Annotated in this window: 20 protein-coding genes and 2 pseudogenes; 9 read left to right on the top strand and 13 right to left on the bottom strand. The window is 55.0% G+C overall.

Annotated elements, in window-relative coordinates; genetic code table 11:
- The first annotated feature begins 6 nt into the window (after nt 1–6).
- Nucleotides 7–1,113, top strand: coding sequence for an LPS export ABC transporter permease LptF (lptF, locus tag JJB97_RS09865; protein WP_238713846.1), 1,107 nt, complete (start codon nt 7–9; stop codon nt 1,111–1,113).
- Nucleotides 1,113–2,195, top strand: a complete 1,083-nt coding sequence (lptG, locus tag JJB97_RS09860; protein ID WP_238713845.1) for an LPS export ABC transporter permease LptG — start codon at nt 1,113–1,115, stop codon at nt 2,193–2,195. Before lptF ends, lptG begins: the two co-directional genes overlap by 1 nt.
- A 96-nt stretch (nt 2,196–2,291) precedes the next feature.
- Here lptG and JJB97_RS09855 read toward each other — a convergent pair whose 3' ends face one another.
- The 10 genes and pseudogenes from JJB97_RS09855 to JJB97_RS09810 form a co-directional block, all read right to left on the bottom strand.
- The gene (locus JJB97_RS09855) at nt 2,292–2,585 is read right to left on the bottom strand and encodes a YqjK-like family protein (protein ID WP_238713844.1); all 294 of its coding nucleotides are present in this window, start codon (nt 2,583–2,585) and stop codon (nt 2,292–2,294) included.
- Entirely contained in the window at nt 2,578–2,976 is a 399-nt protein-coding gene (locus JJB97_RS09850) for a phage holin family protein (RefSeq protein WP_238713843.1), read from the bottom strand. The genes JJB97_RS09855 and JJB97_RS09850 overlap by 8 nt, the downstream gene beginning before the upstream one ends.
- Before the next feature lie 3 nt (nt 2,977–2,979).
- Nucleotides 2,980–3,279, bottom strand: a complete 300-nt coding sequence (locus tag JJB97_RS09845) for a DUF883 family protein (protein WP_238713842.1) — start codon at nt 3,277–3,279, stop codon at nt 2,980–2,982.
- Nucleotides 3,280–3,711: 432 nt separating this feature from the next.
- Complete coding sequence (mzrA, locus tag JJB97_RS09840) at nt 3,712–4,083, bottom strand: EnvZ/OmpR regulon moderator MzrA (RefSeq protein ID WP_238713841.1); 372 nt, start codon at nt 4,081–4,083, stop codon at nt 3,712–3,714.
- Between the two features lie 8 nt (nt 4,084–4,091).
- A complete protein-coding gene (gene yqjA, locus JJB97_RS09835; RefSeq protein ID WP_238713840.1) occupies nt 4,092–4,754 on the bottom strand; it encodes a DedA family general envelope maintenance protein YqjA in 663 nt (220 codons plus the stop codon).
- A 912-nt stretch (nt 4,755–5,666) separates the two neighbouring features.
- Nucleotides 5,667–6,917, bottom strand: coding sequence for a serine/threonine transporter SstT (sstT, locus tag JJB97_RS09830; RefSeq protein WP_238713839.1), 1,251 nt, complete (start codon nt 6,915–6,917; stop codon nt 5,667–5,669).
- Nucleotides 6,918–7,388: 471 nt separating this feature from the next.
- Nucleotides 7,389–8,357: a TerC family protein gene (locus JJB97_RS09825; protein ID WP_238713838.1), complete on the bottom strand. Its 969-nt coding sequence runs from the start codon at nt 8,355–8,357 to the stop codon at nt 7,389–7,391.
- A gap of 256 nt (nt 8,358–8,613) precedes the next feature.
- Nucleotides 8,614–9,573, bottom strand: a pseudogene (locus tag JJB97_RS09820) (Gfo/Idh/MocA family protein).
- Between the two features lie 80 nt (nt 9,574–9,653).
- A complete protein-coding gene (locus JJB97_RS09815; RefSeq protein ID WP_238713861.1) occupies nt 9,654–10,595 on the bottom strand; it encodes a D-2-hydroxyacid dehydrogenase in 942 nt (313 codons plus the stop codon).
- An 81-nt stretch (nt 10,596–10,676) separates the two neighbouring features.
- Nucleotides 10,677–11,089 (bottom strand): annotated as a pseudogene (locus tag JJB97_RS09810) (metal-dependent hydrolase); the annotation flags it as partial.
- Between the two features lie 104 nt (nt 11,090–11,193).
- Between JJB97_RS09810 and rlmG the strand changes: the two are divergent.
- On the top strand, nt 11,194–12,324 hold the full coding sequence (gene rlmG, locus JJB97_RS09805) for a 23S rRNA (guanine(1835)-N(2))-methyltransferase RlmG (RefSeq protein WP_238713837.1): 1,131 nt from the start codon (nt 11,194–11,196) through the stop codon (nt 12,322–12,324).
- A 172-nt stretch (nt 12,325–12,496) separates the two neighbouring features.
- Here rlmG and JJB97_RS09800 read toward each other — a convergent pair whose 3' ends face one another.
- Nucleotides 12,497–14,512, bottom strand: coding sequence for an oxidoreductase (locus JJB97_RS09800; RefSeq protein ID WP_238713836.1), 2,016 nt, complete (start codon nt 14,510–14,512; stop codon nt 12,497–12,499).
- A gap of 334 nt (nt 14,513–14,846) precedes the next feature.
- The gene (locus tag JJB97_RS09795) at nt 14,847–15,434 is read right to left on the bottom strand and encodes a PadR family transcriptional regulator (RefSeq protein ID WP_317978201.1); all 588 of its coding nucleotides are present in this window, start codon (nt 15,432–15,434) and stop codon (nt 14,847–14,849) included.
- 298 nt (nt 15,435–15,732) lie between these two features.
- Between JJB97_RS09795 and JJB97_RS09790 the strand changes: the two genes are divergently transcribed.
- Nucleotides 15,733–16,506, top strand: coding sequence for a siderophore-interacting protein (locus tag JJB97_RS09790; RefSeq protein WP_238713835.1), 774 nt, complete (start codon nt 15,733–15,735; stop codon nt 16,504–16,506).
- A gap of 69 nt (nt 16,507–16,575) precedes the next feature.
- Here JJB97_RS09790 and JJB97_RS09785 read toward each other — a convergent pair whose 3' ends face one another.
- The gene (locus JJB97_RS09785; RefSeq protein ID WP_238713834.1) at nt 16,576–17,490 is read right to left on the bottom strand and encodes a LysR family transcriptional regulator; all 915 of its coding nucleotides are present in this window, start codon (nt 17,488–17,490) and stop codon (nt 16,576–16,578) included.
- Between the two features lie 104 nt (nt 17,491–17,594).
- Here JJB97_RS09785 and JJB97_RS09780 point away from each other — a divergent pair, with 104 nt between their 5' ends.
- From JJB97_RS09780 to JJB97_RS09765, 5 genes are all read left to right on the top strand, one after another.
- Nucleotides 17,595–18,056, top strand: a complete 462-nt coding sequence (locus tag JJB97_RS09780) for a DMT family transporter (protein ID WP_238713833.1) — start codon at nt 17,595–17,597, stop codon at nt 18,054–18,056.
- Between the two features lie 4 nt (nt 18,057–18,060).
- Nucleotides 18,061–18,543 (top strand): DMT family transporter, encoded by a 483-nt coding sequence (locus JJB97_RS09775; RefSeq protein ID WP_238713832.1) that lies wholly within the window; start codon nt 18,061–18,063, stop codon nt 18,541–18,543.
- 76 nt (nt 18,544–18,619) lie between these two features.
- Nucleotides 18,620–19,267: an isocitrate lyase/phosphoenolpyruvate mutase family protein gene (locus JJB97_RS09770; RefSeq protein ID WP_238713831.1), complete on the top strand. Its 648-nt coding sequence runs from the start codon at nt 18,620–18,622 to the stop codon at nt 19,265–19,267.
- Complete coding sequence (locus JJB97_RS18565; RefSeq protein ID WP_263457927.1) at nt 19,264–19,395, top strand: hypothetical protein; 132 nt, start codon at nt 19,264–19,266, stop codon at nt 19,393–19,395. Before JJB97_RS09770 ends, JJB97_RS18565 begins: the two co-directional genes overlap by 4 nt.
- Nucleotides 19,396–19,537: 142 nt before the next feature.
- Entirely contained in the window at nt 19,538–20,845 is a 1,308-nt protein-coding gene (locus tag JJB97_RS09765) for an aldehyde dehydrogenase family protein (protein ID WP_238713830.1), read from the top strand.
- Nucleotides 20,846–21,045: the final 200 nt, after the last annotated feature.

Below are 21,045 nucleotides of genomic sequence, written 5' to 3'. Positions count from 1 at the left end.
TTTAATGTGATAATCATAAAATATCTTGTCCGGGAGACGCTCAAAAGCCAACTGGCGATTCTTTTCATCCTGTTGCTCATCTTCTTTTGCCAGAAGTTGGTCAGGATACTGGGAGCGGCGGTTGACGGAGAGATACCCACTAATCTGGTTCTGTCGTTGCTGGGCCTCGGCGTGCCGGAAATGGCGCAACTGATTTTGCCGCTCAGCCTGTTTCTCGGCCTGCTGATGACGTTCGGCAAGTTGTATACTGAAAGCGAGATAACCGTAATGCATGCCTGCGGCCTCAGTCGCGCGGTGCTGATTAAGGCGGCGATGATCCTGGCGTTGTTCACCGGCCTGATGGCTTTGGTCAACGTGATGTGGGCCAGCCCGTGGTCGGCGCGGCATCAGGACGAAGTGCTGGCGGAAGCCAAAGCGAACCCTGGCATGGCAGCGCTGGCGCAGGGGCAGTTTCGCCAGTCGACGGACGGCAACTCCGTGTTGTTTATCGAAAGCGTGGACGGCAGCCATTTTAACGATGTTTTCCTTGCTCAACTGCGCCCGAAAGGCAATGCCCGGCCGTCGGTCGTCGTGGCGGATTCAGGTCAGATTTCGGTGCGCAAAGACGGCTCCCAGATTGTTACGCTCAACAAGGGGACGCGCTTTGAAGGCACCGCGCTGCTGCGCGATTTCCGCATTACTGATTTCCAGGATTACCAGGCCGTTGTCGGCCATCAGGCGGTATCGCTCGATCCGAATGACACCGATCAGATGGAACTTCCCGCACTGTGGGCGTTTTCTGCAACCAACAACCATGCCAGGGCGGAATTGCACTGGCGCATTACGCTGGTATTTGCCGTGGCGGTGATGGCGCTGATGGTGGTGCCGCTTAGCGTAGTGAACCCGCGTCAGGGCCGTGTGCTGTCGATGCTGCCCGCTATGCTGCTGTATCTTATTTTCTTCCTGCTGCAAACGTCGCTGAAGTCTAACGGCAGCAAGGGCAAGCTGGATCCGGTGCTGTGGATGTGGGCTGTTAACCTGTCTTATCTGGCGTTGGCCGTGTTGCTCAACGCCTGGGATACGGTGCCGATGCGTAAGCTTCGCGCGCGCTTTGGGCCGGGAGGGACCGTATAATGTTTGGTTTTGGCGTACTCGATCGCTATATCGGGAAGACCATTTTCAATACCATCATGATGACGCTGTTCATGCTGGTGTCGTTGTCGGGCATTATTAAGTTCGTCGATGAGCTGAAAAAGGCCGGAAAAGGCGCTTATACGGCGCTGGGCGCGGGAACCTATACGTTGCTTAGCGTGCCGAAAGATATCCAGATTTTCTTTCCGATGGCGGCTTTGCTTGGTGCGTTGCTGGGGCTTGGGATGTTAGCTCAGCGTAGCGAACTGGTTGTGATGCAGGCTGCGGGCTTTACCCGTATGCAGGTGGCAGGTTCGGTTATGAAAACCGCGATCCCGCTGGTTTTGCTGACGATGGCGATTGGGGAGTGGGTGGCGCCGGCGGGTGAACAGATGGCGCGTAACTACCGCGCGCAAATGATCTCCAACGGCTCGTTGTTGTCCACCCAGCAGGGGCTGTGGGCGAAAGACGGGCAAAATTTTATCTATATCGAACGGGTAAAAGCGGATAATGAGCTGGCCGGGATCAGTATTTATAGCTTCACGCCGCAGCGTCGGCTTGAAACGGTGCGCTATGCGGCATCGGCAAAGTTCGATCCCCAGAAAAAAGAGTGGAAACTGTCGCAGGTCGATGAATCCGATCTGCGCGACAGCAAGCAGATTACCGGCAGGCAAACTGTTAGCGGTATCTGGAAGACCAACCTGACGCCTGATAAGCTCGGCGTAGTGGCGCTCGATCCGGACGCGCTTTCTATCAGCGGTCTGCATAATTACGTGAAATATCTCAAGTCGAGCGGTCAGGATGCGGGCCGTTATCAGCTCAATATGTGGAGTAAAATCTTTCAGCCGATGTCGGTCGCAGTCATGATGCTGATGGCGCTGTCGTTTATTTTCGGGCCGCTGCGCAGCGTGCCGATGGGCGTGCGGGTAGTAACGGGAATTAGCTTCGGCTTTCTGTTCTATGTGTTGGACAGGATCTTTGGGCCGCTAAGCCTGGTGTACAACATTCCGCCGCTGCTGGGGGCCATTCTGCCGAGCGCCAGCTTCCTGTTAATCAGCCTTTGGCTGCTGACGAAGCGTGCATAAATCGAAACTGAACGGTTCAAAAAACGCATACTGACGGTGCGCCTGAACATATCATCGCCGGCCCCAGGGCCGGCTTTTAATTTTGCAGCACGAGGCTTAAGTTCGCATATTACGTAATGCCTTACGCAGCAGCCGCCAGGAACTCCACACCCCAAGCGCGCGTTTGCCCCAGCGCATCAGGAAGCGCGGATGACGAACGCTCCAGATAGCCGCCAGACTACTGCTGGCAATAGCCCAGGTACGGACATTGAGCAACCGTTTCCAGCCGCGATCCAGCGGTGAGGTAACATATTCCCAGTCCCGACAGCCTGCGCTGAGATCGAGGCGCTGTTGCTGGATTTGGCTTAGCAGATCCGCAGTACGGCGCGCGCGTTCTTTACTGCTATTCACCGTTGTTCTCCAGCAAATCGCGATCGTTTTTTAGTTCGCGACGCGTGTGGCGCAGCAGTGAAATACGCCGCGCTTTGCGTAGCGTCCAGACGCCCAGTATCAGCGCAAGAATTAATAGCGTTGCCGTGGTGCCGAGCATGACCGTCAGGCGGTACTGGGGATCGACGGCCCAGATAATCAACACCATCAGGCTCATCAGCCCGAACGCGGTGAAAATCATGGTCAACCCCAACATCAGCATGATTTGAAGGAGGTTTGCTTTTTCTTCCTCCAGCTCCACCACCGCCAGACGCAGGCGGGTTTCCACCATCTGAATAAGAATAGTGAGGATGCGTTGTCCGATACCCAGCACGCTTTTACCGGGGCCTTCGTGTTGGCGGTATTCAGCCATAGCTTATCGACGCGCCAGCAGAACGCCCAGAACGACGCCTACCGCAGCGCCGATGCCGATACCGGTCCACGGGTTATCGTGTACATATTCATCAGCGCGCGCGGCGGCCTCACGGGTCTGGCGCGCGAGGGCGTCGCCGGTTTCACTCAGGCGCTGGCGGCTGTCTTTAAGCGCGCGCTGTGCTTTTGTCCGCAATTTTTCCATTTCTTCTTTGGATTTATCGCCAGAATTGCTGAGCACTTCCTCCAGCGTATCGGCCAGTGATTTCAGTTCGTCACGTAAAGCATCGGTATCTTTTGCCATTGTTATTTCTCCTGCTAAGTTATGGTCCCTGCGTTAGCCAGACGTGCTTCTAACGCTTCTGTTTCTGGTTCGGCCTGCGCCCGTTTGGGCGGGGTGCGTATGGATACGTTTGCTTTGGTCTTCAGGCGCGCTTTTCGGCTGACGCACGCTCACGCCGTAGATGACGCCGGGAAACGTCCTTCGTTTTACAGCCCGTTAATCCTGTAGCATCGATTATTGCGCTCAGCATAATGGCGCGGAAGTTTACTGGTCCGTGTTTGCCGCAGGCGAAAAACGTCGTTGCCGGTGTAGCTTAGCGTTTCATTAACGAAAACGCTCCTGCCCTGTTGTGCAAAAGTGCTTGCGGCATTGCGGCCAGGATGACGTTGTTAAAGCATAGCTGATTCGGCTAAAAACCCAAAAGCGGCTGAAAAAATTCAGAAAAATAGAATGCTAACCGAGACGATGACGATCGTGGCGCAGACGGGAAAGCAGAGAAAGGGCGGCGTTGTCTTCTTCCTGTTGGGCAATGATGTAGCCCTGGGGCAGAGTGCGGTTGAGCACTTCGCGCGCGGCATCGCTTTGGGCGCTGGAGTCGAACCTGATAATAAGGCCGTTGCCCTGCGGCGTAATGCTTTTGAACGGTATGCCGTTGGCATCAAGATGGTGCCAGACGTAGAAGCCGTCTGGCGAGCTGACGCCCGCCCGCGTAGCGCGAATTTCCAGCGTTGATTCCGGGTGCTGCAAGGCTGACCACAACAGCAGCGCAGCCAGCGCCAGCAGCGCCGTTAAAATCACATTACGCAGAAAATGCGGAAGTCGCATGATGGTTCTTACCCCCGGCTCGCGTGTTTCTTTTTCCAGAGCATGACCAGCGATCCCACCAGCCCGAAAACCAACAGACAGATCGGCAGCAGCATTAGCCCAGCCATCAGTTCGCCTTCATACTTAAGGAATACCGGCGTCTTGCCCAGTACATAGCCCAGCGTAGTCAGAATTAAAATCCACAGCAGGCCGCTCATCCAGTTAAAAAACTGAAAACGCGCATTGCTCAAACCAGAGATACCGGCAATGGTAGGGAGCAGCGTGCGCACAAATGCGATAAAACGGGCAATTAACAGCGCGGACAGACCGTGCTTATGAAATAGATGATGCGCTCTCTGATGATAGTGGGCCGGCAGATGTGAAAGCCATTTTTGCACAGTCCGGGTATTACCTAACCAGCGTCCCTGAACGTAACTTAACCAGCATCCCAGGCTTGCCGCAGCGGTCAGTAAAATGACGGTGAGTGGAAAACCCAGCGCGCCTTTGGCAATCAGCACGCCAACCAGCACCAGTAGGCTGTCGCCCGGCAGGAAAGCGGCTGGCAGCAGGCCATTTTCAAGGAACAGGATCATGAACAGCACAAAATACAGCATCCCTATCATCGAGGGATTGGCAAGTGTTTCGAAATCCTGGCTCCACAGAGCGCTAAGCAGTTGCGTCAAAAGTTCCATTCATTTTTCCTGGGCACATCGGGTAAAACCAACCGCAGGGAGCGGCGAAACAGGGGTACATTCGGTTGCCGTTGTCTTTGTTGAACGGATGTACTGACAAGTAAGCTGTCATACGCTGACGCCCAAAGCGTGGGGGATAAATCCAACGCCCGGAGCGAAGAGCGCGGCAGTAGCGCATCTAATTGTAACAAAGCTCTACGGCATGCGTCACAATAATTGTGGCCGCTGTAAGGATTTTGCTTGCGCGCGGCATATGTGGCGAGGCTATTTACACACAATGACACTATACAAGATTTTACTGACTCACCCGGCGGGGCGCTCTTTTCCTTGCTGCGCATGGCGCTCAGTGTAACTATCGGTTTTTTGTGCGAAAAGGACGCGGCTAAATAAAACTCTGCCTGGCGCGCGCCTGCGCCTGAAGCGTAATGAGCCTGAAGACATTCGGCCGTGCCGCCCGAAAGTCGGCAAATTTAGCGATATTGCTTTTAATCAACGGTTGCCACAGAGAAAAACAGGCTGTGGCCTTACGCCAGTAAGATATGGCTCGATAAAAAGCGCGACTGGCCCGGAAAATGTAGGGAGCTGTAAGACTGATGACAAACCCATCCTGTCGTAGACAGGATGGATGACATGCAATAAAAAATTTCGCCTGCTTACCACAAAGAAGGAAAAACCCCGTTTTTTCCTTCCCGGGCAATAATCTGCTGTCATATGCGGTTGCGGCTGCTCCACGGGCGCAGACGGTGAGCAAGGCGGACAGGTAACTTCTTTATCGTGACGTCTCTGTAAGCAATCTTTTGATTTATCTTATTTTTGTGGGGGCTACTGCTGACGTTTGTCGACAGCGTCAGCCAAAGACGCAGGCGCAGCGTTAATGCTTGCAGGCTTCGCCCGAAGGCGAAGCCTGTAACGTCAACTGCGGACTGGATTTTTTGCCAGCCGCGCTTCTTCGCCCTGGCAGACAGCGGCGGTAAATAACACATCAGTAGAGGAGTTGAGCGCTGTTTCGCACGCGTCCTGCAAGACCCCGATGATGAAACCTACCGCAACAACTTGCATAGCGATTGAGTTCGGGATGCCGAACATGCTGCACGCCAGCGGAATAAGCAGCAGAGAACCGCCAGCCACGCCGGATGCGCCACAGGCGCACAGCGCAGCCACCATGCTTAACAGAAGCGCGGTCGGCATATCTACGGGGATGCTCAGCGTATGGACCGCCGCCAGCGTCAGCACGGTAATGGTGATGGCGGCTCCCGCCATGTTAATGGTCGCGCCAAGCGGGATGGAGACAGAGTAAGTGTCAGGATCCAGCTTCAGCTTCTCGCACATGTTCATGTTAACCGGAATATTTGCAGCGGAGCTGCGGGTGAAGAAAGCGGTAACGCCGCTTTCACGCAGGCACATCAGCACCAGCGGATATGGGTTGCGTCGAATCTTCCACCACACCAGTAAGGGGTTTATTAGCAGAGCAACGACCAGCATACAGCCGATAAGCACCACCAACAGTTGTGCATAGCTAAGCAAGGTTTTAAAGCCGGTTTCGGCAAGCGTGGAAGAAACCAGGCCGAAGATCCCCACGGGCGCAAAGCGGATCACCAGCTTCACAAGGAATGTTACCGCCCCGGAGAAGTCGTTTACCAGACCTTTAGTGGAATCGCCGGCGTGGCGTAACGCAAAGCCCAGGCCGACGGCCCAAACCAGAATGCCGATATAGTTAGCGTTTATCAGCGCCTGGAAGGGGTTTGCGACCGTGCTCATTAACAGCCCCTTGAGCACTTCCACGATACCCGATGGCGGCGAGACATCGGTTGCGCCGGCTGCCAGGATGAGTTTGGACGGGAAAAGAAAGCTAAACAGTACGGCGGTCAGCGCGGCGGAAAACGTACCGATAAGATACAGAGTCAGTATCGGCCGGATATTCGTTTTTTGCCCCTGGCGATGGTTAGCGATAGATGCCATTACCAGCATCAGCACCAGTACAGGCGCTACAGCCTTCAGCGCGCCGACAAACAGCGTGCCGAGCAGACCTACGGCAATGGCCGCCTCTTTTGATGCCAGCGCAAGCAGAATACCCAGCGCCAGGCCTACGAGGATTTGTTTTACCAGACTGCCTTGCGCAAGGCGCGAAAGCAGTCGGTTGGGAGTATGTTGCTGTGTTGTCATTCCTTATTCCTGTCATTCCGTTATTTGTAGCGGCGTTGCTGCCTGCCGCTTTGGTTTATAACTTATGTTTGTAGATGTAAGAAAACGTGTTTGCCCATTCGAGTATAAAGAAATGCGCGGCGGCGAAAAGATGTAATACCGCTATTTGCGCTAAAAAACAGCTTGTTTAACCTTTTTTTTACTGTTGCCGGGTAATTGTTTGTTATTTCCCCTGCGGCTCTGACCTGAAGCGACAGGGATATAAACAAGAAAAACAAAAAGCTAAATTAGGCGCTTCTCCACACGAAGAGGGCGAAAGCCTCCACAGGTTGTTGTCAAAGAAGGAAAAAACGGGGTTTTTCCTTCTTTGGGATAAGCAGGCGAAAATCAATACTTTGATTTTCCTTATCTTTTTATTGTATTTCACCCATCCTGTTTGCGACAGGATAGGGTTTGTCAGCAGTCTCAGGGGGGCGAAAGCCCCCACTGGCGTTAGCGAATAGCTTTTTTGGCGTCGTTGCGCTTGTTGACCCACGCATTGATAAGCAGCGTCAGCACCAGAATGCCGCCTACTACGCTGAGCGAAACAGCGATGGGGATGTGGTAAAACTTAACTATCAGCATTTTGATACCGATAAATACCAGTATCACGGACAGGCCATACTTCAGCATGGAGAAACGTTCTGCAACGCCTGCGAGCAGGAAATACATCGCGCGAAGGCCGAGAATGGCGAACAAATTGGAAGTCAGCACAATAAACGGATCGGTGGTGACCGCGAAAATAGCGGGGATACTGTCAACGGCGAAGATAACATCGCTCAGCTCTACCAGAATCAACACCAGCAGCAGCGGTGTGGCGAACAGTAAACCATTTTTACGCACGAAGAAGCGCTCGTCCTCAATGCTGTCCGTCATGCGCAAATGGTTGCGAATCCAGCGCACCATGGGTTTGTCGCCAATGCCGGACTCATCGTCTTTCGCCAGCGCCATCTTAATACCGGTAAACAGCAGGAAGGCGCCGAATACATACAGTAGCCATTCGAACTGAGAAATCAGCCAGCTACCGGCAAAAATCATAATGGTGCGCAGCACAATCGCGCCCAGCACACCGTATACCAGCACCCGGCGTTGTAACGATGCAGGCACGGCAAAGTAGCTAAACAGCATCAGCCAGACGAAGACGTTATCAACCGCAAGGGCTTTTTCAATAAGATAGCCGGTGAGAAAGGCCAGCGCCTGCGGATCGGCAACGGCGCGCCCCTGGGTTGTGGAGAGATACCACCAGAAGGCGGCATTAAACAACAGCGACAGCGTTACCCACACCAGCGACCACGCGGCGGCCTGTTTCATTGACATAGCGTGGCTGCCGCGTCGTCCCTGAAGAAAGAGATCGATAGCCAGCATAATGACCACGACAACGGCAAATCCACCCCACAGCAGGGGAGTACCGACAGTATTCATAAGCAAATTCCTGTAAAAACAAAAACGGCCAACGCGGAAGGCGCCAGCCGTTTTTGCTGTGCTGCAAGCATACCTCGCCTCCCGGCAAGGTCTCACTTACAACACGGACGCAGTTTCTGCCCATATTGCCTGGCGACCGGAAGCATGCGCTTCGTAATGACGATCGGCCAGCAGATGAAGTTACTCCCCTTTGCCGTAACAAAATATGTCAGGCGCTGCGGACGGTCAAGGCCGCGCTGTCGTTATTTTGCCAAATTTACGTAAGCGGGGCCGGCGCAATAGCGTCTGCCGGGAAAATCACGCCGGTCTGGCGGCGAATGTCAGTCAACAGTTTTGCCGTGATGCGGCTTACCGACAGGCCCGGATGATCCACCTCGTTGTTTTCCACCAGACGCGCAAAAACCTCGGCTTCATACAGCATAGTATTAATATGCTGGGGCTGAGTCAGATCCTGCGCCGCCGCGCCGCGTGGCAGAAAGGTAACGCGCTGGCATTCGGAAAACTTTTCGATAACCAGCGCCCCCGCCTCGCCCTGAATTTCGCTTGCCAACGCGCAATCGCTGACTTTGAAGTGTATCAGCGTAACGTCGAAATCACCGTAGCTCAGTATGACCGTACCGTGCGCATCCACGCCGCCAGGCAAAAGGCCTGCGCTCGCCTGAACGCGATGCCCTTCTCCCCACAGCGCCGCCGCTGAGGCAGGGCAGTAAAAGCCAATATCCATCATGGAGCCGTTGGAAAACCGCGGGTTGAACGTATTGGGGTTTTCACCGTTGAGATAGCGCGAAGAATACTGGCAGTAATTGAATAGCGCTTTGCGCAGTTTGCCCACTTTCGACAGCGCCTGTTGTAGCGTAAGGAAGTCAGGCAAACAGGCGGAGTTAAAAGCTTCGAACAGGTCAACCCCATGCACCTGCGTAATGGCGCGCTCGGCTTCATACAGACTCGAGGCCAGCGGCTTTTCGCAAGATGTGTTTTTTATGGCGCAGAAACAGGCTGGTTTGGGCAAAATGCAGTGAATTCGGTACTGCGTCAACGCTATCTCAACCGGTGAGCGAGGTGAACGGGCGCTCTACAGGATAGTCGCGGGCAAAAGCCTGCGCCTGCTCAGCGGCGCGCGAGTAGACGGCGGTCAGGCGAAATTTGCCGCTTTCATGGCGGCATCAATGAACTGGCAGGTGATCCGGTTCGTGCCGACAACAGCGAAACGTATCATAACAGGGGGCGTTCTCCATACGGGATAGCGACTTAAACAAAAGCCGGTTTGCCGCGCGGCAGCCCGCGCGGCGGTAATTATCAGGCAACGCGATTGCGTACGCTGCCGGCAAACCAGCCGGACAGATTATCACTGAGACCGGCCATTAAATTTTTGACGCTGCGCCGGCTGGCCCAGCCTACATGCGGCGTCATGATAAGGTGTGGTATATCCTGCGCCAGAAGCGGCGTTGGCGAGCGCGGCGGTTCTTCCGCCAGCACGTCGAGCGCGGCGCCGCCGAGCTGCCCGCGTCTGAGCGCGTCGGCCAGCGCCGCGTCGTCAACCAGGCCGCCGCGCGCGGTGTTGATGAGCAGGGCGCCCGGTTTCATTTTACCGAACACATCGGCGTTAAAAAGCTGGTTTGTTTGGGCAGACAGCGGGCAGTGCAGCGTCAGGATATCGCTTTGCGCAAGCACATCATCAAACGGCAGATAGCCGTCACGCGCCTTTTTAGCGTCCTGTCGCTCGGCAAACAGCACTGTCATACCCAGCGCGCTGGCTTTGCGCGCTACGGCGCGGCCAATATCTCCCTTGCCGATAATGCCAAGCGTTGCGCCTTCAATATCTTCAATGGGGCTGCCGTGAATGCAGAAATGCGGCGCGCTGCGCCATTCGGTCATCGCGCGCTGGTGATATTCCAGCAGGTGGCGGCGTAAAGCGAAAATATAGCCGATGGCGGCTTCCGCCACGCTCACCGTCGAATAGCCCGGCACGTTGCTAACGGCAATACCGAGCTTGCGGCAACAGGCCACGTCCACGCAGTCATAGCCGGTGGCAGCCACGCAGATATAACGCAACTGGGGCAGATTTCGCAGCACGTCTGCGGTGAGTTTGACTTTATTCGTGATAGCGATTTGCGCGCCCTGGAGCGCATCGGCGACTTCACCGGCGGGCGTATCGCCGCGCCAGATCCATTCGTCGCATTCGTTGGGTGGGGTGAGGGAAGAAGGGAGGGTATCGCCGTCAAGCGTCACTATTTTCATTGTGCGTCCTTCGTTGTCGGTCAGACCCACTACTACACCATAAAACCTGGGGCGCGCAAAAGAGGCGGTTTCGCCTGCGCTCAGCGCCCGATGCTGCAACCACAGGCGGGTATCGAACTCCACCTGATGGTAAGCGGGTTCCATATGGCAGCAAAACGGGTAAAACGCTTATGTTGTGCTCCTTTACTTTAAGCTGTGCCAGCTTATGTATCACGAGCGTCCGCAGGAACGCTTCAGGCGTATTGTGAAATACCCTGGTTTTGCCTTCAGGCGGCTGTCCCGGACCCGGGAAATGGCGGTATGCAGTCCCAGCGTATGCTTCATTACCTTGATTTTATGGTTATCTAACTTTATTAAGCGGCGGCGCGCTACGCATATAGCGGTTTTTGAGCGCCTGCGTACAGGCCCACAGCGCGCAGTCGCAGGCGATAGCGTTTTTCCAGCATCGCGCCGGGCTTGCGTTGTTCGATAAGCGTTCGAACCTGCGCCAGCAGCGTTTCCGGCTAAGTAAGTGTGGGCACCGCAGCCTGAAAAAAAGGTTTACTGTTGCGCGTAATTAAGGGATAAAACGCGCGAATTTTAGCACCCCGGAGAGTCAATGAGCCAGTTTGAAACAGGTGGACGCACGCTGAAGTTGCAGCGTTTTCCCGTCACCGATGACGCATCGCCGCTGCAGGCGTGGGACGCGGCGGATGAATACCTGCTTTCGCAGGTGGAGGATACGCGTGGGCTGACGCTCATTTTTAATGATACCTTTGGCGCGCTTGCCTGCGCGCTGGCAGAACGCCAGCCGGTCAGCGTGAGTGATTCCTGTATGGCCCGACAGGCGACGCTCAGTAACCTGAGTTTGAACGGGTTAGCTCAATCGCAGGTGACGCTGCTTGACAGCATGGCGCCGCTGCCGGCCTCGCCGGCGCTGGTGTTGATAAAAATCCCTAAGCAACAGGCGCTGCTGGAGCAACAGTTACGCGATTTGCGTAAAGTGGCCACGCCGCAAACGCGTATTATCGCAGGTGCGAAAGCGCGCGATATTCACAACTCAACGCTGGCGCTTTTTGAGCGCATCCTTGGGCCGACAACCACAACGCTTGCCTGGAAAAAGGCGCGCCTGATTAACTGCGCCTTCAGCAACCCGCCGCTGGAAGATATGCCGCAGACGCAGTGCTGGCCTCTTGACGGTACGGCCTGGACAATCCATAACCACGCTAACGTTTTCTCCCGCACAGGTCTGGATATCGGCGCGCGCTTCTTTATGCAGCATCTGCCGCAAAACCAGGAAGGCGAGCTGGTGGATCTTGGCTGCGGCAACGGGGTTATCGGTATGATGCTGTTGGCGCAAAATCCGCAGGCGCAGGTGGCGTTTATCGATGAGTCTGTCATGGCGGTGGCCTCCAGCCGGCTGAATGTGGAGCTTAATCTGCCGCAGGATGTGGCACGCTGTCGTTTTGAGGTGAATCACTCGCTTACCGGCGATGCGTTCGATCGCTATGACGCCGTGCTGTGTAATCCGCCATTCCACCAGCAGCATGCCATTACCGATAATATTGCCTGGCAAATGTTTCACGATGCGCGCCGTAGCCTGAAATATGGCGGCGAGTTGCGCATTGTCGGCAATCGTCATCTCGACTATTACCGTAAGCTGAGGAAGATTTTCGGTAACTGCGAAACGGTGGCGTCTGACAACAAGTTTGTGGTGTTGCGGGCCGTGAAAACGCGCAAAAAGTGGTAAAAAAGCGGATATCCTGAAGCCCGCCGGATTACGCCAGCGGCGGGGGGCTGAATAAATCTATGGACGGAATAATATCGAAGTTAATTCTTCTGGCGGCGTGAGGCCCGTTGTCGCGAAAGCCGCTCAACCACAGGCTGGCAATACGCGGCGCACTTTTTGCGGCGCGTATGCGCTATATCTCCAGCGCAAGGCGGGTGCCTTGCGCAATCGCCCGGCGCGCATCCAGCTCCAGCGCGACGTCGCAACCGCCGATAAGGTGGACAGGGCGCGTATCGTCGAGCGCATCCGCCAGCGCGCGCGCGGGCTCTTGCCCGGCGCAGATCACCACGTTGTCTACTGCAAGCGTCTGTGTTTCGCCGTTGATGCTTATGTGCAGGCCTGCATCGTCGATTTTTAAATACGTTACGCCGCCGTGCATTTTTACGCCGCGCGCCAGCAGCGTTGCGCGGTGGATCCAGCCGGTGGTTTTACCTAACCCTTCGCCGGGCCTGCCGTTTCTGCGTTGTAACATCACAATATCGCGCGGGCTGCGCGGCGAACGCGCCCCGCCGGGCAGCAGGCCGCCCCGATGTTTAAGCGTTCTGTCAATGCCCCACTCTGCGCAGAAGGCGGCAATATCCTGGCTGGCGGCCGATTCGGGCTGGCTTAGAAACATTGCAGTATCAAAACCGATGCCGCCGCAGCCGATTATCGCCACGCGCTGGCCGACCGGTTTTTTATCGCGTAGCACGTCCAGATAGCTCAATACACTTGAGTGCGTTATGCCTTTGATAACGGGAATACGTGGCGTAATGCCGCAAGCCAGGATTATCTCATCAAATGCCGCCAGTTTCGCAGGTGTCGCCGTTGTGTTAAGGCGCAGTATCGCTTTGTGTTTTACCAGCAAAGTACGGTAGTAGCGCAGCGTTTCGTTAAACTCTTCCTTACCCGGGATCTGGCGGGCCAGAGTGAATTGACCGCCGATGTCGGCGTTTGCGTCGAACAGCGTAACGCGGTGGCCGCGCTGTAGCGCTGTAAGGGTAAACGCCAGCCCAGCCGGGCCAGCGCCCACAACGGCAAGGTTTTTGCGTGTGCCGGGCGGCCTGAGCGGCATTAAGGTTTCATGGCAGGCAAAGGGGTTAACCAGGCAGGAGGCGATCTTGCCTGCGAAAATGCGATCGAGACATGCCTGATTACAGCCGATGCAGGTATTAATTTCGGCCTCCCGCCCTGCAAGGGCCTTACTGAGCAAGGCGGCATCCGCAAGAAACGGGCGCGCCATCGATACCATATCGGCGTCGCCTGCGGTGAGAATCGCTTCTGCCACGCCCGGATCGTTAATGCGGTTGGTGGTAATCAGCGGTAGGTTCACATGGCCTTTGAGCCTGCGCGTAGCCCAGGTGAATGCGCCGCGCGGCACCGGCGTTGCGATGGTGGGAATACGTGCTTCATGCCAGCCTATGCCGGTATTAATCATCGTTGCGCCCGCCGCTTCCACGGCTTTTGCCAGCGCCAGCGTTTCATCAAAGCTGGAGCCGCCTTCCACCAAATCCAGCAATGACAGGCGGTAGATAATAATAAATTCGCCGCCTGCGCTTTCACGCGCTGCGCGCACCGCTTCCACAGCAAAGCGCATGCGTTTTTCAGCGCTGCCGCCCCAGTTATCTTCACGCTGATTGGTGCGTACTGCGAGAAACTGATTAATCAGGTAGCCTTCGGAACCCATAATTTCTACGCCGTCGTAACCGGCCTCCCGCGCCAGGGCCGCACAGCGGGCAAAATCGCTGATAAGCGCCCTAATTTCGCTTTCATTGAGCGCGCGTGGCGCAAAGCGGTTAATCGGCGCGCGCAGCGCTGACGGCGCTACAAGCTCTGGTTGATAGCTGTAGCGGCCCGTATGCAGGATCTGGAGCGCTATTTTTCCTCCAGCCAGGTGAACGGCTTCAGTTAACGGGCGATGATGCGCCAGTTGTTCAGGCTGGTTTAACACAGCGCCGCCCGCTACGGCTACGCCGCTGGCGCACGGAGCAATGCCGCCGGTAATGATTAGCGCCACGCCGTGGCGAGCGCGCTCGGCATAGAAAGCGGCCAGGCGGGCTACGCCGTCAGGATGTTCTTCCAGGCCCGTGTGCATGGAACCCATCAGAACGCGATTTTTCAGGCAGGTGAATCCCAGATCGAGTGGAGCAAAGAGCGATGGGTAGCGCATAGCGTCTTCCGAATAATTGTTCTGTATAAGTGGTCGGATGAGTTTACTGTAGCCGCAAGCGCCGTTTCTGGCATGGCCTGCATAGAAGTTTGTGACGGGATTCACGCGTCAACGTCTGCGTATACGCAGACGCTAAGACTGCTGACAAACCCCATCCTGTCGCAGACAGGATGGATGAAACACAATAAAAAATACGGAAAATCAATGCATTGATTTTCGCCTGCTTATCACAAAGAAGGAAAAACCCCGTTTTTTCCTTCTTTGTCAACAAACTGAACGTCTGCGTATACGCTGCGGGCCGTGCGAGGTGCCGCCGGGCGTTAGCTGGTAAGTATTAGTCCAGTTGCGCCAGCTTTAGCGCGGCATGGTCAATAATTGCGATAATTTTTTTAATCTGCGCATTGTCGATATCTTCCCGGTTAGCCTTAAGATCCAGCACCGCTTTGAAGTTATCCAGCGCGCGTTTCATTTGCGGATTTTTGCGCAACTGTAGCCCAACGGCGCGCGCTTTCATACGCTGGCGAATATGCGCCAGGTGCGCCATGCTGGCTTCCAGCCAGCGTCTGCCCTTATCCGTTATTGCCAGCCGTTTGCGCGCGCCTTCGCCTTCTTCGCTGACGGCTATCATGCCGTGTGCCTGTAGCATATCCAGCGCCGGGTAAATGACCCCGGGGCTTGGCGTATAAAGGCCGCCGGTTTGCTCTTCTATTGCTTTAATCAGTTCATAGCCGTGACTGCCGCCTTTTGACAAAATGTCCAGCACCACCAGGCGCAGTTCGCCGTGGCCAAAGAAACGCGGGCGTTTGCCGTGGCGCTCCTCGCCGCGCTCGTTTTCAGAGAAGGCGTGATCTTTGTCATGCGGGTTGCCGGTATCGTCATGGCGGGTAAAAAAACCGTGTGGGCGATGGTGTCTGTTTTGCATTAGCCTGCCTCTTTTTTAGATATATCTATTTATAACTGAGATCGGCATTTTAGCAATACGCAATATCGCCATTAAAAATGGGGTCATGAAAACAATGTGTTGTTAGCTGACTACATTTTTGGCGATTTTTCGCGCAAAAAAAGCGCTTGCGTTAAATGTAATTAAAAATCATTATCAATAATCTGCCTTTTTAGATATATCTGTTAGCGGCAGGCGTATGTTAAGCGTGTGTAATAAGCGGATAACGCTCAACTGGCCCTGAAGGGCGGCAATAGCGAGTAGAATAAAGGTGAATGAGATGACAGGTCAGAAAGAAAAATATCCGCGCCGCGTGCGTAACGCGCTGCGCTTTCGTACCCTGAGCGTGTTACAAAGCGTGCGGGTTGCGCCGGGTTTTCAGCGCGTTATTGTTGGCGGCCCGGCGCTGGAGGGGTTTAGTTCCGCAGGCTTTGACGATCACATTAAACTCTTTTTTCCGGACGATCCGGCAAGTTTTCAGCCTCCACAGGCAACAGACGAAGGCATTGTCTGGCAGAGCGATGAACGGCCGCCTTCGCGCGACTATACGCCGCTTTATGATGCCGGGCGTCACGAACTGGCGATCGATTTTTATCTTCACGATGACGGCGTCGCCAGCAACTGGGCACAGCGGGCGCGTCCTGGCGATAAGCTGTTTATCGGCGGCCCGCGCGGATCGCTTATTGTGCCTGAACAGTATGGCTGGCAGCTTTACGTATGCGATGAAACAGGCATGCCGGCGCTGCGCCGCAGGCTTGAAGCGCTGAGCGTATCAGGCCATGCAGCGCAGATAACCGCCATTGTTGCCGTGGCCGATGCAGCCAGCAAGGCGTATCTGGCCCATCTGTCCGGCTTTAATATTGAATGGGTAGTTGGCGGCGATGAGCAGGCCATCGCCCGCCGCCTGAGCCGCCTGACGGTGCCGCGGCAGGATTACTTTTTGTGGATTACCGGCGAAGGCAAAGCGGTTAAACGGCTGAGCGCGCGGTTTGAAACGCCTGCGATTGACCCGCAGCTTCTGCGCGCCGTCGCTTACTGGCATGCGAAGGGGTGAATGCCCGGCGGGCGCGGCGGCGCGGCCGGTCGTACACGCAGGCGATGCGTGGAAAAGTTGGGCCGTGCGTCAGTTTTCGTAAGTTAACCGGTATGCGGACGTTTCGTTAAACTGCTGCGCGAAGAACTCCAGCAGCAGGCGCATCTTTTCCGGCATAAAGCGGCGCTGCGGGTAAACGGCATACACGTTGTGCAGCGGCAGGTGATAATCCGGGAGCAGCGGCACCAGCCGCCCGTCTGCCAGCGCCGGGCCGATAATAAATTTTGGCATCTGGCAAATACCCATGCCAGCCAGCAGCGCTTCGTAAAGCACTTCGCTGTTATTGACCTGATAGTTGCCGCGTGGAATAAAGCGTTCCAGCCCGCCAGGGCCGGTAAAGCTCCATGCCGCGCCGCCGCGAAAATAGGAGTAAAACAGGCAATTGTGGTGCTGTAAATCTTCCAGCGTTTTCGGTTCGCCGTGCTGGCGCAGGTAATCAGGCGAGGCGCACAGCACGCTGCTGCATGGCGATAACGGACGAGCAATAAGCGAAGAGTCGCTGAGCTGGCCGATGCGTATGCCCATATCAAACCCTTCTCCGACCAGATCGACCATGCGGTCATCCATCGACATATGAACTTCTATCTGCGGATTTTCCTGTAAAAATTTCGGCATCAGCGGCGCTATGTGCAAACGGCCGAAGACCATTGGCACCGAGATTCTCAACAGCCCCTGCGCCCGGTCCTGCATACGTGAAATGGCGTCTTCGCCCTCTTTTGCCAACTGGCTGGCGGCACGTACATATTCGTAGTACTTCACCCCGGCTTCGGTCAGGCTGAGTTTGCGCGTGGTGCGGTTTAGCAGGCGGATGCCCAGATCGTCTTCAAACTGGCTGATGCGTTTACTGACGGCGGATTTGGTAATGGACAGTTTTTTGGCAGCGGCGGAAAAACTGCCTGTTTCAACAACCGCGATAAAGAACGGTATAGTTGCGAAATTATCCATTATTTTGTCAACGCCTCGTAAACAATCTGTTTCTTCCAACCCTGGTTATACCCCATTTGCCTTTTCTTTAGAATAGTAACCCTAACGTAAAGGAGTTATAGGCTATGCGTATCCATAGCAGCATTCTACTGTTGGCAGTGGGCGCTGGCGTGCTGTTAACGGCCATGATCACAACCAACAGCTACCTCGCCATGTGGAGTTCGCCGCTGATTGCGTCCTGGTTTGCCCACGGTTCCGGCGCCGTCGTTGCCTGGCTACTGTTATTGGTGAACCGGCGGCCGACGCAGGCGGGCGTCAGGCCTGCCTTTGTGAAGAAGGCGCCGCTTTGGAGCTACCTTGGCGGTATTCCCGGCGCGTTAACTGTGCTGCTGGCGGCTATTGCGGTTAACAGCCCGCTGGCGTTGGCAGGATCGCTGGGGCTGATGCTGACCGGACAAATTCTTTTTGGCCTGGTTTCCGATCTTCGCGGCTGGTTTGGCGTTATCAAATGCCGCTTTACGTTACTGGATCTGTTTTCCGTCGCCCTGATTTTATGCGGCAGCGCCCTCCTTATTATGTACAGATAATTTTATGCTTATATATATCGCTATCGCGCTGCTTAACGGCGTATGCATTAGCCTGAGTCGGTCGGTAAACGGGCGGCTGGGTATGGCGCGCAGCGCCTTCTACGCTTCGCTCTGGAACCACATCGTGGGTTTTTTATTTTTAACCGTCGTCATTTTTGCGATGAATGACGGTTTTTCTGGTTTTCACTTTAACGCGCCGTGGTACGCCTATGTAGGCGGAGCGCTGGGCGCGCTGTTTGTCACCATCAATAGCTACATACTTCCTCGTACAGGATCCACACAGGCCGCTATGCTCATTATCAGCGGGCAAATGATTTCTGGCGTGGCTATCGACCAGCTTCTTCATTCCACAGGCAGTCTCTGGATGAAATTTGCAGGCGTCACGCTAATTATCGCGGGTATTTGGGTATCCAAACTTTCGGCATTGAGAAAGGCCAGAGCGACGATACAACCAAATCCCGCGCCGCTGGCGGTGAAAAAGATTTAGGGGAGCCGGTTTTGGCCGAGTCGTTATGTGTCGTTAGTCTCAATATGCGCCAGTGGCGCATTGCAGGCAGGGTGAAATGAATAAAGTAGAAGGATTAAAGACCGTCTTCAGAAGCTCAAAAATGGAATTTCTGCCGGGCGTTTACGATGAACAATCTGCTGCGTTAGCGGAGCATGAAGGTTTTAAGGGCGTCTGGATTTCTGTTGCAGAGCAGGTCCCGTGTATTAACAGCGAGCTGGCGTGGCGCAATGTGCTAAAACGCGTTGGCGCGCTGTGCGGCATGCTGACAATTCCCACTTTGCTGGATATAGGCAGAGGATACGGCGATCTGGTCATTACGGTTCAACAACTGCGGCGGCTTGGCGTCGCCGGGGTGTGTATCGAAGACGGGGCAGAATCCGATCTGCCGTGGGCTTCGGATACAATAAATGAGAACTGCCGGCAGATACGGGCGGCGAAGGCGGCGGCGGGTAACGATATTCTCCTTATTGCCCGCTGTGGCGCGCTGGCGAGCGGCAAAGGGATGCAGGCGGCGCTCGACCGCTGCGACGCGCTGCAAAAAGCGGGTGTGGATGCGGTATTGCTGCATTCTCAGAAAGCGCACGGGCTGGAAATTGCGGAATTTATGTATCGCTGGCGTCACAATGTGCCGGTCATCATTGTCTCAAGCCAGTACTCCAGCGTGCCGCTACAGGTTTTGATAACGCAGGCGTTTCCGTTGTGATACGCGCAACAAAAACCCTGGATGCCGGTTACGGCGGCGCGCAAACGTCGGACTGGTTACATGCTGATGGCGGCTTTGGGCAGAATTTTCCAGCGATGGAGCGCCTTGCTGCGCATAGCCTGCGATGAGGCCGGCAATTTACGGCTTTTCATATTGAGGCGGGCTTCAGGAAAAAAACGTTCGTTACGATTCGCGTAAGCGTCAGGCTGTAATCAGGAATTTTCTATTCCGGCATACCGTAGAACAGTTTTCTTCTTCAGGTGAGAAGTTATGTCAGTAACGAATTCTGGCATTGCGGGTGAGATGCTGGCCCAGCAGAGTATCGTTGTGCGCAACCCGTGGAATAACGAAGTGATTACCGAGCTTGCCACTGACGGCCGCAAGCGCGTGCTTGAAAAGCTGGATGCCGCCTGGGCGTTTCGGCCCCGGTTAACGCCCGAAGCGCGACGGGAGATCCTAAGCCGCGCCCGTCAACTGCTGATACAGCGTAAACTGGATATAGCCCGGCTTATTAGCGCCGAATCGGGGCTAAGTTTGCACGATAGCGTATATAAAGTGGATAACGCCTGCGCGCTTTTGAACCACAGCATGCTGGTGGCGCTGTTCGGGCAGGAGGCGGCGCTTTGTGATGGCGTTCTTCCCGTAAATAGTTCGCTGGCGCGCCATTTCTGTGGCGCGTTGTGCGGCGTGGCGGCCGTGGTGACCTCTTTTCACCATCCGTTAAGCCGGGTGTTGTATAGTGCGGCGCTGGCTATTGCGACCAATAACCGCATTGTTGTGAAACCCTCCTCAAAAACCCCCCTCAGCGCTCGTGCGCTGCGTATGCTGCTGCTGGAAGCGGGCATGCCTGAACCTGTGTTCACCCTGGTTAACTGCGCCGATGCGCTGTTTATTGAAGTGGCGGCTGCACATTACGGCGTTGATTTCATCTCTTTTACCGGTATGGAAACGCAGGCGCGTGAAATGGCCTGCCATGCGCCTGCCGGGCGGCTGGTTATGGAGACAGGGGTCAGCGATGCCTTAATTGTTTGCGCTGATGTTGATTTACAGGCGACGGCGGCGCTGGCGGCGCGCGGCGCGTTTTTTTGTTCAGGGCGGCGCTTTGGCGCTGTGAAGCGGCTTTGGGTCGATAAGCGTTGCCATGATGAATTTGTGCGCTGCCTGGCCAAAGAGGCGCGCGCGTGGCGCGTCGGCGATCCTCTGGATCCGCAGGTAAGGCTTGGAACGATGATAGACGCCGTGAGCGCGGCCGAAACGGAGCAGCGTATCGCTCTTTCTCTGGCGTTGGGAGCAACCTGCGTTAGCGGCAATGAGCGTTGCGGCGCATCGCTGTCGGCAACGGTATTGACGCGCATTACGCCGGATATGCCGGTTATTACCGGCGAAACGTCCGGCCCGGTCGTTTCCGTTATGGCGTTTACTCATGTGGAGGAGGCTATTGAGCAAGTTAACGGCGCAAAACAGAAGCTTAATGCATCATTCATCACAGGCGATAAGGCATTACCTGTCCGCGATCCCGACGCAATGGCTGAAAATAATCTTAAAAAGCGATTTCCTGGCAGAGAACATTGCCGATAAATGCGTTAAATAATCCTCTTCGGCCATTAATAATATTCGCAGGCTGCATAAATGAAAATTTATGCAGCTTTTTTTTGGGATGAAATAGAAGCTAAAGGCATGAATTAATTTGTGGTTACCTGTAGTTTCTATGATTTTACTTAAATCTTTTTCTTTTATTACTTATATTAATTGTAAATTTGTCTCCATTATATGCCTGT

The sequence above is a fragment of the Tenebrionibacter intestinalis genome (assembly GCF_016632365.1).
Taxonomy (GTDB): Bacteria; Pseudomonadota; Gammaproteobacteria; order Enterobacterales; family Enterobacteriaceae; genus Tenebrionibacter; species Tenebrionibacter intestinalis.
Note: the sequence above shows the minus strand (reverse complement) of the source record. Positions and strands in the feature narration are given on the sequence as shown.

What these genes read in the sequence shown, in the direction of transcription:
- JJB97_RS09785 (WP_238713834.1), bottom strand. Translation starts at nt 17,490, where the DNA reads ATGGATAATTTCGCAACTATACCGTTCTTTATCGCGGTTGTTGAAACA.
- sstT (WP_238713839.1), bottom strand. Translation starts at nt 6,917, where the DNA reads ATGACAACACAGCAACATACTCCCAACCGACTGCTTTCGCGCCTTGCG.
- JJB97_RS09815 (WP_238713861.1), bottom strand. Translation starts at nt 10,595, where the DNA reads ATGAAAATAGTGACGCTTGACGGCGATACCCTCCCTTCTTCCCTCACC.
- JJB97_RS09795 (WP_317978201.1), bottom strand. Translation starts at nt 15,434, where the DNA reads ATGCAAAACAGACACCATCGCCCACACGGTTTTTTTACCCGCCATGAC.
- JJB97_RS09845 (WP_238713842.1), bottom strand. Translation starts at nt 3,279, where the DNA reads ATGGCAAAAGATACCGATGCTTTACGTGACGAACTGAAATCACTGGCC.
- JJB97_RS09850 (WP_238713843.1), bottom strand. Translation starts at nt 2,976, where the DNA reads ATGGCTGAATACCGCCAACACGAAGGCCCCGGTAAAAGCGTGCTGGGT.
- mzrA (WP_238713841.1), bottom strand. Translation starts at nt 4,083, where the DNA reads ATGCGACTTCCGCATTTTCTGCGTAATGTGATTTTAACGGCGCTGCTG.
- JJB97_RS09770 (WP_238713831.1), top strand. Translation starts at nt 18,620, where the DNA reads ATGAATAAAGTAGAAGGATTAAAGACCGTCTTCAGAAGCTCAAAAATG.
- JJB97_RS09765 (WP_238713830.1), top strand. Translation starts at nt 19,538, where the DNA reads ATGTCAGTAACGAATTCTGGCATTGCGGGTGAGATGCTGGCCCAGCAG.
- JJB97_RS09790 (WP_238713835.1), top strand. Translation starts at nt 15,733, where the DNA reads ATGACAGGTCAGAAAGAAAAATATCCGCGCCGCGTGCGTAACGCGCTG.
- lptG (WP_238713845.1), top strand. Translation starts at nt 1,113, where the DNA reads ATGTTTGGTTTTGGCGTACTCGATCGCTATATCGGGAAGACCATTTTC.
- JJB97_RS09825 (WP_238713838.1), bottom strand. Translation starts at nt 8,357, where the DNA reads ATGAATACTGTCGGTACTCCCCTGCTGTGGGGTGGATTTGCCGTTGTC.
- JJB97_RS09775 (WP_238713832.1), top strand. Translation starts at nt 18,061, where the DNA reads ATGCTTATATATATCGCTATCGCGCTGCTTAACGGCGTATGCATTAGC.
- JJB97_RS09800 (WP_238713836.1), bottom strand. Translation starts at nt 14,512, where the DNA reads ATGCGCTACCCATCGCTCTTTGCTCCACTCGATCTGGGATTCACCTGC.
- yqjA (WP_238713840.1), bottom strand. Translation starts at nt 4,754, where the DNA reads ATGGAACTTTTGACGCAACTGCTTAGCGCTCTGTGGAGCCAGGATTTC.
- JJB97_RS09780 (WP_238713833.1), top strand. Translation starts at nt 17,595, where the DNA reads ATGCGTATCCATAGCAGCATTCTACTGTTGGCAGTGGGCGCTGGCGTG.
- rlmG (WP_238713837.1), top strand. Translation starts at nt 11,194, where the DNA reads ATGAGCCAGTTTGAAACAGGTGGACGCACGCTGAAGTTGCAGCGTTTT.